The following is an 8,311-nucleotide window of genomic DNA, read 5'->3' on the forward strand; positions in this document are numbered from 1 at the left end:
TCGGGACGAACTGTTCATGCCCACCAAGGAATGCCCGGTCAAAAACTGCCGGTTCAAGCTCGCCGGGCGCGAATATTACGCCAAGGAGCTTGATCTGTTCCACGGTGAAAAGGTCAACGTCCGTTATGACATGCGCGATCCCAAACGGGTAACGGTGTGGACGTTGGACATGGAAATGATCTGTGAGGCGTTTCTTGACGGTAACACCATTGAATACATGGTGCTTTCCGAACAAGAGCAGCGGGAAGCCCAAAAGATGCGCGACGCCATCGGGAGGATCGAAAAGCGCGCGCAAAAGCTGGTCCCCGGTGCAACCATCGTCTGCCCGGACGGTTCCAATACTGCCCCCGCCACGGCAACCGTCGTCAATTCCATCCGCTGCCCGATCGGACAGGTGGTCGACGTCCAGCCGTTGCCGGAAGCTGTGGCTGGCTGGCCGGACGAAACAACGGACAGCCTTACCGAATCCGTTGCCCCGCGTACTGCGGAGCCGCGTTTTGAGTTTCCTTACGAAAAGTTTGAGCACTACATGGTTCATCGGGAATCATGGACGCCGGAAATTACGGAATGGATGGAATGGTACGTGCAGACCGAAGAGTACGCGGATTATGAACCTATTTTTGCCAGCAAGGGGCTGGCATGGGAGAAGAAGATATGCGCAAAATGTTCGTAAAGACAGAGAATTACCGGAACTTTGCCGCCGCCGTGAAGGCCGTTGAGCAGCGCGGTGCCGCCGAAGCGGGGATGATGCTAGTGTACGGCGTCCCCGGCCTTGGCAAAAGCCACATCGTCAGCAGTTGGGCAGCCGAAAACGGAGCAATCTTCCTGCGGGCAAACAAGGATTGGACGCCCCGATATGCACTTTCCGAGCTTGCCGCCGCGCTTGAGATCGACGGACGCGGCAATTCTCAACAGCTTTTCTCCCGGCTTTTGAAGCCGATTGCGGCGAACCAGTTACCCATCATTATTGACGAAGCCGAGTTTACACTGGCGAATCAGGCGGCGTCCCTTGAAAAAATCCGGGATATTTCCGACCGGGCCGAAAACACGGTGATCCTGATCGGCATGGGCGACATTCAGGGTGCGATCAAGAAGTACGGGCAGATTTCCAGCCGTATCGCCCGCGTGGTGGAATTCAAGCCCTCCACCCCGGAAGATATTCAGGCGGTCTGCAAGCAGCTTGCCGAAGTGGACATGACGCCGGAGCTTATGGCGGAAATCCATCGGCTGTCGGGCGGACGGATGCGGGAGGTGCTGAACATGATTCCCGTTGTTGAGCGGGTGGCGAAGACCAACCGTCTTGCCTGCGTGGGCGTTGATGACCTTGCCGGGATTCCTCTTTCCCATGACTGGCAGAACAAGACGCCCATCACCGTGAGGCAGGCGGGCGGAAAGAGGAAGGTGGCGTAAATGGACGCGACGATCGGACAGGCCATGCTGGAATTACTCGCGGACGGTAAGACTATGCTGAGGCGCGAAATGGCGTCATGCCTTGGCGTCCCTTCCGAAGTCATCCGTAAGTCGTGCGCAACGCTCGTTTCTCGCGGCTTTATCCTTGATATGGAAGGATGCTGCCAGATTACGGACAAAGGCAAGGCGTTTCTCGCATCCATGAAAAACTGTTCAAACGGCCCGCAAAAAGGCGATTTCGTTGCCCGTTCCCGTTTTTCCCTGCGGACCCGCGCTTGGAATCTGATCCGCATGAAGACAGCTTCATGGAGCGTCGACGACTTACTCATGACCCTTGCCGACGGGACGGAGAAAGACGCGGAGCGAGGTCTGAAACGCTACGTCCGGGCGCTGTTGAAGGCCGGATACGTCGAACGGACGCCGCGCAACCCGCAGCTTTTCCGGCTTGTCAAGAATACCGGACGGCTTGCCCCGGCCCTGAATACCCCGGCGAAGACGCTCACCGATCCCAACACAGGGGAGGTGCATCATGTCTGACGATTGGCTTTCCCTGCTCCGCGCCCGCGTCGCCGAGATCGGCGTCAGCGCGACGGCCCGCGAACTTGGCGTCAGCCATGGGTCCGTCAGCACGCTGATCGCCGAGAAGTATCCGGGCAATACGTGGCGCATGGCCGATCGCGTCATGAAACGCTACGCCCGGAATCCCTGCCCGTACAACGGCGAAATGGTGAGCTATCACGATTGCGCCCGTTATGCCGGAAAAGTCCCCACGTCGAGCCCGGCGGCTTTACGCCGCTGGCGGGCGTGCCAGAAATGTACATTCAACCCTAACCAAAAGGATAAGCACTATGGTTGCTGAACGCCTTGAGCGCCTGTTGAACAGTCTTGTTTTGGCCCTGCGTGACGATTCCAAGGGGACCGGCATGGAAGTTGGTCAGATTATCAACAATATGCGCAACGAAATCAAAGTATTGGCCTCAGCCGAAGAAGCGGCTTTCCATCTGTGGCTCTCGCACCAGTACGCTAAGAAATACACAAAGGTTCATTGGGAAGAACTCCCCAACATGTAAGGAGAAAAACAATGCTTAACGAATCCCAAATCCCCGAAGGCTACATGGAAAACGCGCAAGGGTGCCTCGTGCCGCGCGCCAATATCCGCCCGATCGACATTGAGCGTGACGCGCTGGTCAAGGAAAAGATGGAGAAGATCAAGGCGCTGCAAGCGGAAATGCGGGCCGTCAAGGCAAGCCTTCTTTCGGATGTGGACGCCTTTGTCCAGCTTTCCGGCGAGCGGTACGGCGTTCGGCTCGGCGGCGTCAAAGGTAATGTGCAGCTCCTTTCTTTTGACGGCAAATACAAACTGTGCCGCGATTACGGTCAGTTGCTCGCGTTTGATGAAGGGTTGCAAGCGGCAAAGGAGCTGATCGACGGATGCCTGCGCCGCTGGTGTGCCGATTCCCGGCCTGAACTCCGGGCTGTGGTTGAGCAGGCGTTCAAAGTCGACAAGAAAGGCCGCATCAACACCGGCGCTGTGCTCGGCCTGCGGCGGATCGAGATCGACGATCCGGATTGGCAAGAGGCCATGCGGGCGATCACCGAAAGTCTGCAAGTACTGGACAGCCGCGTGTACGTCCGGGCGTACGAGCGGGATTCTTCCGGCGCGTACCAGCCGATCAGCCTCGATTTTGCGAGCGTCTGACTGGAGGCGGTTATGGCGACGGTATCAAAGAAGGATGTTGAGCGGCTTTCAGGGCTGTACGCCGATCGGCTGACGCGTAATACCCGCTACCGCGTTCAAGATATGGATGAATTGATCGGCTCCGATGTGTGGCGGGAAGCGTCCGACGAGCACAGACGGTTTCTGAAAAGCCAGATCAGGGAAAAGGCGTTCAAGTTGTTGATGGACGCGGGCTTTCCGCCGGATGCCGTCCGGCGGATCAGGGAGGGGAGAGAATGAAGTTTGCGGATCTGGCCGTCAGCGCCTTCCTGATCCTGTTCCCGCTCGCGTGGCTGGCCTCGTCCGCCTACGCGACTTGGAAAGAGTACCACCGGCATATCGAACAGATAAAGACGATCGACAACATGCGCAGGAATAACGCCGCGACGGAAAGCATTCTGAAAAAGTGCCTGATTGCATGGGTGAACCAAAAGACGCTTATCGTCTATCGCGATGAAGACGGCTTTATACAAGTAAAGGCCGTGGACACGGCGGGGGGGGAAGAAATCAACAATGTATTGAAGGAGCATCAAGATGAATGAAGGCGAAGTCCAAGAATGCAAGCAAACGGTCAAAGACAAGCGGCTTGACGCGACGCTCGCCGATTATCTTTCGCTCATGCTTAATGCGGAAACAGCTTGTTTAACGGCTACACACAGCGTTCCCGGCCTGTTCAAGCTAAAAATTACGTTTGAATTGCTTGACTCTGAAAGCGCGGATCGGGGGTGAAGAAATGGGTATGTCTTTTGATGAAGAATTGTTGATTAAGAAGGTTGTTGAAAGACCTTGGGAAGCGACCATAGCGCAGGCCATACGGGTTATGGAAGGAGCCGATATCGAAGCTCTGGGGTTTAAATGCAGGATAGGCGACGAGAGATTTAAAGTGGAGCTTATATTGACAGAACTTGGCGAAGAATGACGCGAAACCGCCCCCCATGCGGGGCGGTCGTCCGGGTTGGCTACCGGGCCTGATGATGCGAGCCGAAAGGACGGAACGTCCATAAACCGATAAACAAGGAAGAAAGGGAATGAGCGACAGGCCGATTTCCGACAGCGCGCTGAGTATTGTCCGTGAGATGTGCGATACGGTGCATCCCGATATCCAACTACCGACATCTATTGTCAAAGAGATGATCGCCCGCATCGATCGGTGGGAGGCGCAACCCAAAACCTTTGATGATGCTATGGCGGCCGCCGAGCGACATATGGCCGAGGCATCGGAAGCGCTCAATCTGGCAATGACGTATGCGCATGATGAACGCCCGGATGTGCTGCGTATACTTTCCGCAGTCAGCAGCGGAATAGAAGAAGTGTCATGGACTGTCATCGAAGCGCGGGCGTTTAAGTAGGGAGAAGGGGATGAAAAACATGTCTAAGGGTGAGAATGAATTGCTAAGTCCCGACTTCGAGAGCGGGATGCTCGTAGGGTTTGCGGACGGCCTGTCGCTTATGCACCAGATGCTCACCGGTGCTGTCGAATTCACGGCACCTACGAATCCGGGAATGAGTGCCTTCCTGAGTGGTTTTGTTGACGGCATGGAAAGAGATATGCCTGCCATGTTGAAGGACTACCACGAAACAAAGGGCCTGTCCGTGTCGCTTGAAGTTACTGTTACAAGTAAGGATGAAAAATGGAACTGATTGACCATATGCCCGTCACAAGGCGCGACGGCAAGCTGATTGTCGGCGAGGGCGTCAAGTTTGAGCGTATCCGCCGGATTACCGGCTACCTTGTTGGTACGGTTGACCGGTTCAACAACGCCAAACGTGCGGAAGTGAAAGACCGCGTGAAGCATGTGAAGATAAACTGAGCGAAACGGATACGGGAGAAATCATGGATCAAGGCAGGATTATCGAGCGTATACGCAAGCTGCTGCGCCTCTCCGAGTCGGCGAATCCGCACGAGGCGGCTCTTGCCGCGCAGCGGGTCCAGCAAATGTTGTCCGAGCACAACCTGACAATGGAATCCATCGGGCGCGACGCCGAGACGGATAAAGCCCGACAGGTAAACCGCAAGACGCGGAAAGAGCTGGAAAAATGGGCTCATGCTCTCGCCAGCCATACCGCCAACGCTTTTGATTGTCAGTATTTTCATGACCCTAACACCGGTGAAACCTCTTTTGTTGGCGTCGGCGTCGATCCGGAAGTCTGCGGATGGATGTATGGGTACCTGTATAAGACCCTGCTGCGGCTGGCATCCGAGCATATGCGAGGCCCGGCCCGCCTGCTCCGCTCCGCAAAATCGAAGCGTGCGGCGCGGAACTCCTTCCTTTTCGGTGCAGTGGATGTCATCAATTACAGGATGTATCTCCAAAAGAAAGCTACGCCCATAACGTCCGACGCGCTGGTGCCCGTCAAGGATGCCATTGTCAGGGCCGCCATGCCGGACGAGCTTAAAAGAGGCACGATTAAACCGGACAAAAGCCGCCTACAAGACCGGCTGGCCGGGATGTTGTCCGCAGAACACATTCCTTTGTCCACGCCGGTCACCGGTGAAGCCTATAAATCTATCGCATAAAAACTGGATGATTTCCGGTCTGATGAACACAAGCAACGACAGGAGAATATATATGCCCCGCTTCATCCCCACGCGCTCCGGCGCAGGCATTCCCGCCATTCAGGACACGGCAAAGAAGCGTATCGTGGCGACTTTCTTTATTGACAAGGACGCCCCGGACGCCGCCGAGAATATGCTCAAGGTGTGCTGTGACGCCCTGAACAGCGTAGCTCCGACGGCTCCCACACCGAAGACCGCGCGGGAACGGTGCGGAAAATGACGCGCCCGGATATCCGGGCTAATGATGGACGCTGGTATGTGGCCGTCATGCTGTACGGCGGCGTTGAACTTCACCCCATTGACAACCTTGTGAGGTGCTGAATGGAATCCCGCAAATCCCTTATGGCGAAGATACATATCGCCAAGAAAGACCTTGGCCTTGACGACGACACGTACCGCGCCATGCTGCAAAACCTGACCGGCAAGCGCTCATCGGCGGACTGCACCGACCGCCAGTTGGTTATGCTCGTTGCCTCCCTGCGTAAGCGTGGATGGAAGGACAGCCGCCCGAAGGGGCCGAAGGTGCGCCCGGAGTTTGAAGCGTTGCTCGGCAAGATCAACGCCCTGCGTCTCGACACCAAAAAGTCATGGGCATACGTCGAATCCATTGCAGAAAAGATGTATGGCGTGCGCATCCCGTGGCTTGACGGCGAGCAGCTTGGCGGCGTGATTACCGCAATGACCAAGCACCAGCGGGCGCAAGAGAGGGCGTAATGTCTGACGCGCGCCTGCCCCGCAACGCCCGCGACATCATCGATCGCCTTGGTCCCGCCGTGACCCTGCGCCTTATAAGGGCTCTCGGCGGGACGACGATCCCCGTGCCCATGCGTCTTACGCCCGTTGGCGAAGCCCGTTACAGGAGGCTGTGTGACATGATCGGGGAGGATGCGGCAAAGGCCTTATGCCGGGAATATGCCGGAACGAATCTTTACATTCCCACGTGCAGACAGGCCGCCGCCGATGAGCGCGATGCAGCCCTTGTCAGGGATCGGGACGCAATGGCCCGCGCGGGACTGTCTGAGCGTGAGATCGTAACGGGGCTTGCCCTTAAATACCATCTTTCAGACAGGCACGTTTGGCGCGTGTTGCACCGTGTCCCGGAAGAGAAAACTTCTCTTTTTCCGCTACAACGGCAAGGGCGGCTGTTATGACCGTTCCCCGTCAATTCCACCCACTGACATATGTCGGCTTTCGTAAATCCCCGGCACTGGTAGCTTGCCAGTAACCGGGGATTCCTCTTTCTGGAATCCCGCAAACCATAAGGGGTTTCAGATGAAGTTCTTTGCAAGACTGCTCAATCCGCGCTTTCAGTTCTTCTTTTTCGCCGTTCTGGCGCTTTTTGTGACCGGCCTTGTGGCTTTCTGCTCGCCGGAACAGTTCCCGATCGTCCGCTATAAACTCTCGCTCGCCATGCTCGCCGCCGTGATTGCCGTCTTTTTCGACATGGCGGCGTTCCCTTACGCTTCCCCTGACTCCTACCTTGACGACGACTGGCGGAAAACCCCCGACGCGGATCGCCCGCATGAGGCGGATTATCCCGTGGCCATGTATTGCCGGACGCTCTTTATTGCGGCGTGCCTGCGCCGTGTGGCTATGGTGGCCGTTTTCGTCCTTGCCGTTTCCTTGGGGCTGTAGCCATGCGCGCCGTCTTGAAACAATGGGGCATGGCCTTTCTGGAATGGCTGCTTACCGGCGTAGCGTTCGGGCTTGGCGTGCTGCTTGTCGCGGCCCTGTTTTTAAGTATCTGCGCGACGTTCGCGGGCGCGGCACAGGCCGAAACCGTCAACATCCCCCGTGCCGCCTATCAGCACCGGGACACGTTGATCCGTGCCTCCCGCGTCGTGTGGGGACTGGACGCGCCGGTGTCCGTTTTCGCTGCGCAAATCCACACCGAGAGTTGGTGGAAAAACAGCACGGTGTCGAGTGCCGGGGCGCAAGGGTTGGCGCAGTTTATGCCGTCAACCGCGAAATGGCTCCCCACGGTTGCGCCGGAAGTGGGCAAGCCCGCGCCGTTCAATCCCGGCTGGTCGCTCCGGGCGTGCGTGACATACGACAAATACTTGTGGGATCGGGTGGCGGCCAAAAACGCGCAAAAGAAGGCGCTGACGCCCTGTGATCGTATGGCCTTTGCCTTATCCGCATACAACGGCGGCATGGGCTGGACAAACCGGGATCGCAACCTTGCCGCCAAGCGCGGCCTTGATCCGGATCGCTATTTTGGGAGCGTCGAGACGGTCAACGCGGGCCGCCGGGCGTCGGCGAAGCGGGAGAATCAGCGGTATGTTTTCTTCATCTTTGAGCGTCAGGCCGCTTACGTGAAGGCCGGTTGGGGGCCGGGGGTGCGCTGTGAGTAGCCGTGCCGTCGCGCTCATCGGCGCGGCCCTTCTCGTTGCGGGTATCTGGATCGACCATTTGTACAACGAACTTGACTTGCAAAAGGCGCACTATGAGACGCGGATCGCTGTTTTGGCCGAGGAAGTATCGCAAAAAGATAAAGCCCGCGCCGATGCGGTTGCAGCAGCCGAGCGGGCCGCCCGTGAAAAGCTGGAAAAAGAAACGGCCCGCGTGGCCGCATTGTCCGCCGAGCTTTCAGACGCCCGTCAAAAGCTGGCAAAGGAGCGTCAAGG

The 8,311-nt window shown here is 57.2% G+C and carries 20 protein-coding genes and 1 other RNA gene; all 21 read left to right on the forward strand.

All coding sequences use genetic code 11. The annotated features are described in order from the left end of the window. On the forward strand, positions 1–673 hold a 673-nt coding region (locus tag T370_RS0119960), incomplete at its 5' end, for a Mu transposase C-terminal domain-containing protein (RefSeq protein ID WP_029436776.1). Next, positions 640–1,410 carry an AAA family ATPase gene (locus T370_RS0119965; protein ID WP_248604295.1) on the forward strand — a complete coding sequence of 257 codons (771 nt, stop codon included), beginning with the start codon at positions 640–642 and terminating at the stop codon, positions 1,408–1,410. The genes T370_RS0119960 and T370_RS0119965, both read left to right, overlap by 34 nt. Beyond that, positions 1,411–1,947 carry a hypothetical protein gene (locus tag T370_RS0119970; protein WP_081847604.1) on the forward strand — a complete coding sequence of 179 codons (537 nt, stop codon included), beginning with the start codon at positions 1,411–1,413 and terminating at the stop codon, positions 1,945–1,947. It abuts the gene before it with no gap. Further along, positions 1,940–2,269 (forward strand): helix-turn-helix domain-containing protein, encoded by a 330-nt coding sequence (locus T370_RS0119975; protein WP_029436779.1) that lies wholly within the window; start codon positions 1,940–1,942, stop codon positions 2,267–2,269. Before T370_RS0119970 ends, T370_RS0119975 begins: the two co-directional genes overlap by 8 nt. Next, positions 2,259–2,480: a hypothetical protein gene (locus tag T370_RS0119980; protein ID WP_029436780.1), complete on the forward strand. Its 222-nt coding sequence runs from the start codon at positions 2,259–2,261 to the stop codon at positions 2,478–2,480. Before T370_RS0119975 ends, T370_RS0119980 begins: the two co-directional genes overlap by 11 nt. A gap of 11 nt (positions 2,481–2,491) precedes the next feature. Next, a complete protein-coding gene (locus T370_RS0119985; protein ID WP_029436781.1) occupies positions 2,492–3,109 on the forward strand; it encodes a DUF3164 family protein in 618 nt (205 codons plus the stop codon). A gap of 12 nt (positions 3,110–3,121) precedes the next feature. After that, positions 3,122–3,367 carry a hypothetical protein gene (locus T370_RS0119990; protein ID WP_029436782.1) on the forward strand — a complete coding sequence of 82 codons (246 nt, stop codon included), beginning with the start codon at positions 3,122–3,124 and terminating at the stop codon, positions 3,365–3,367. Next, complete coding sequence (locus T370_RS0119995) at positions 3,364–3,669, forward strand: hypothetical protein (protein WP_029436783.1); 306 nt, start codon at positions 3,364–3,366, stop codon at positions 3,667–3,669. The genes T370_RS0119990 and T370_RS0119995 overlap by 4 nt, the downstream gene beginning before the upstream one ends. Next, positions 3,662–3,856 carry a hypothetical protein gene (locus tag T370_RS0120000; protein WP_029436784.1) on the forward strand — a complete coding sequence of 65 codons (195 nt, stop codon included), beginning with the start codon at positions 3,662–3,664 and terminating at the stop codon, positions 3,854–3,856. The genes T370_RS0119995 and T370_RS0120000 overlap by 8 nt, the downstream gene beginning before the upstream one ends. A 10-nt stretch (positions 3,857–3,866) precedes the next feature. Then, positions 3,867–4,046: a hypothetical protein gene (locus tag T370_RS0120005; protein WP_029436785.1), complete on the forward strand. Its 180-nt coding sequence runs from the start codon at positions 3,867–3,869 to the stop codon at positions 4,044–4,046. Next, positions 4,046–4,114: hammerhead ribozyme type II (locus tag T370_RS24625), an RNA gene on the forward strand. The genes T370_RS0120005 and T370_RS24625 overlap by 1 nt, the downstream gene beginning before the upstream one ends. 41 nt (positions 4,115–4,155) lie before the next feature. Then, positions 4,156–4,476: a hypothetical protein gene (locus T370_RS0120010; RefSeq protein ID WP_029436786.1), complete on the forward strand. Its 321-nt coding sequence runs from the start codon at positions 4,156–4,158 to the stop codon at positions 4,474–4,476. 10 nt (positions 4,477–4,486) lie between these two features. Next, positions 4,487–4,768 carry a hypothetical protein gene (locus tag T370_RS0120015; RefSeq protein ID WP_029436787.1) on the forward strand — a complete coding sequence of 94 codons (282 nt, stop codon included), beginning with the start codon at positions 4,487–4,489 and terminating at the stop codon, positions 4,766–4,768. Beyond that, positions 4,759–4,938 (forward strand): anaerobic ribonucleoside-triphosphate reductase, encoded by a 180-nt coding sequence (nrdD, locus tag T370_RS23190; protein ID WP_034507260.1) that lies wholly within the window; start codon positions 4,759–4,761, stop codon positions 4,936–4,938. The genes T370_RS0120015 and nrdD overlap by 10 nt, the downstream gene beginning before the upstream one ends. 23 nt (positions 4,939–4,961) lie before the next feature. Beyond that, positions 4,962–5,645 (forward strand): DUF2786 domain-containing protein, encoded by a 684-nt coding sequence (locus T370_RS0120025; protein WP_051643920.1) that lies wholly within the window; start codon positions 4,962–4,964, stop codon positions 5,643–5,645. Between the two features lie 52 nt (positions 5,646–5,697). Continuing rightward, a complete protein-coding gene (locus T370_RS0120030) occupies positions 5,698–5,904 on the forward strand; it encodes a hypothetical protein (RefSeq protein ID WP_029436789.1) in 207 nt (68 codons plus the stop codon). Positions 5,905–6,005: 101 nt separating this feature from the next. Beyond that, entirely contained in the window at positions 6,006–6,398 is a 393-nt protein-coding gene (locus T370_RS0120040) for a regulatory protein GemA (protein WP_029436790.1), read from the forward strand. After that, positions 6,398–6,835 carry a Mor transcription activator family protein gene (locus T370_RS0120045; protein ID WP_034507262.1) on the forward strand — a complete coding sequence of 146 codons (438 nt, stop codon included), beginning with the start codon at positions 6,398–6,400 and terminating at the stop codon, positions 6,833–6,835. Before T370_RS0120040 ends, T370_RS0120045 begins: the two co-directional genes overlap by 1 nt. A gap of 121 nt (positions 6,836–6,956) precedes the next feature. Further along, complete coding sequence (locus T370_RS0120050) at positions 6,957–7,319, forward strand: putative holin (RefSeq protein ID WP_029436792.1); 363 nt, start codon at positions 6,957–6,959, stop codon at positions 7,317–7,319. A 2-nt stretch (positions 7,320–7,321) separates the two neighbouring features. Further along, positions 7,322–8,038 (forward strand): transglycosylase SLT domain-containing protein, encoded by a 717-nt coding sequence (locus tag T370_RS0120055; protein WP_029436793.1) that lies wholly within the window; start codon positions 7,322–7,324, stop codon positions 8,036–8,038. A 58-nt stretch (positions 8,039–8,096) separates the two neighbouring features. Further along, positions 8,097–8,311: hypothetical protein (locus tag T370_RS0120060; protein WP_428829493.1), on the forward strand; the 215-nt coding region annotated here is incomplete at its 3' end.

Source organism: Bilophila wadsworthia ATCC 49260 (genome assembly GCF_000701705.1).
Lineage (GTDB): Bacteria > Desulfobacterota > Desulfovibrionia > Desulfovibrionales > Desulfovibrionaceae > Bilophila > Bilophila wadsworthia.

Coding starts and splice junctions, on each gene's coding strand:
- T370_RS0119975 (WP_029436779.1), top strand. CDS start 1,940: ATGTCTGACGATTGGCTTTCCCTGCTCCGCGCCCGCGTCGCCGAGATC.
- nrdD (WP_034507260.1), top strand. CDS start 4,759: ATGGAACTGATTGACCATATGCCCGTCACAAGGCGCGACGGCAAGCTG.
- T370_RS0120055 (WP_029436793.1), top strand. CDS start 7,322: ATGCGCGCCGTCTTGAAACAATGGGGCATGGCCTTTCTGGAATGGCTG.
- T370_RS0119995 (WP_029436783.1), top strand. CDS start 3,364: ATGAAGTTTGCGGATCTGGCCGTCAGCGCCTTCCTGATCCTGTTCCCG.
- T370_RS0120025 (WP_051643920.1), top strand. CDS start 4,962: ATGGATCAAGGCAGGATTATCGAGCGTATACGCAAGCTGCTGCGCCTC.
- T370_RS0119980 (WP_029436780.1), top strand. CDS start 2,259: ATGGTTGCTGAACGCCTTGAGCGCCTGTTGAACAGTCTTGTTTTGGCC.
- T370_RS0120050 (WP_029436792.1), top strand. CDS start 6,957: ATGAAGTTCTTTGCAAGACTGCTCAATCCGCGCTTTCAGTTCTTCTTT.
- T370_RS0119965 (WP_248604295.1), top strand. CDS start 640: ATGGGAGAAGAAGATATGCGCAAAATGTTCGTAAAGACAGAGAATTAC.
- T370_RS0120010 (WP_029436786.1), top strand. CDS start 4,156: ATGAGCGACAGGCCGATTTCCGACAGCGCGCTGAGTATTGTCCGTGAG.
- T370_RS0120000 (WP_029436784.1), top strand. CDS start 3,662: ATGAATGAAGGCGAAGTCCAAGAATGCAAGCAAACGGTCAAAGACAAG.
- T370_RS0119970 (WP_081847604.1), top strand. CDS start 1,411: ATGGACGCGACGATCGGACAGGCCATGCTGGAATTACTCGCGGACGGT.
- T370_RS0120005 (WP_029436785.1), top strand. CDS start 3,867: ATGTCTTTTGATGAAGAATTGTTGATTAAGAAGGTTGTTGAAAGACCT.
- T370_RS0119985 (WP_029436781.1), top strand. CDS start 2,492: ATGCTTAACGAATCCCAAATCCCCGAAGGCTACATGGAAAACGCGCAA.
- T370_RS0119990 (WP_029436782.1), top strand. CDS start 3,122: ATGGCGACGGTATCAAAGAAGGATGTTGAGCGGCTTTCAGGGCTGTAC.
- T370_RS0120015 (WP_029436787.1), top strand. CDS start 4,487: ATGAAAAACATGTCTAAGGGTGAGAATGAATTGCTAAGTCCCGACTTC.
- T370_RS0120030 (WP_029436789.1), top strand. CDS start 5,698: ATGCCCCGCTTCATCCCCACGCGCTCCGGCGCAGGCATTCCCGCCATT.
- T370_RS0120040 (WP_029436790.1), top strand. CDS start 6,006: ATGGAATCCCGCAAATCCCTTATGGCGAAGATACATATCGCCAAGAAA.
- T370_RS0120045 (WP_034507262.1), top strand. CDS start 6,398: ATGTCTGACGCGCGCCTGCCCCGCAACGCCCGCGACATCATCGATCGC.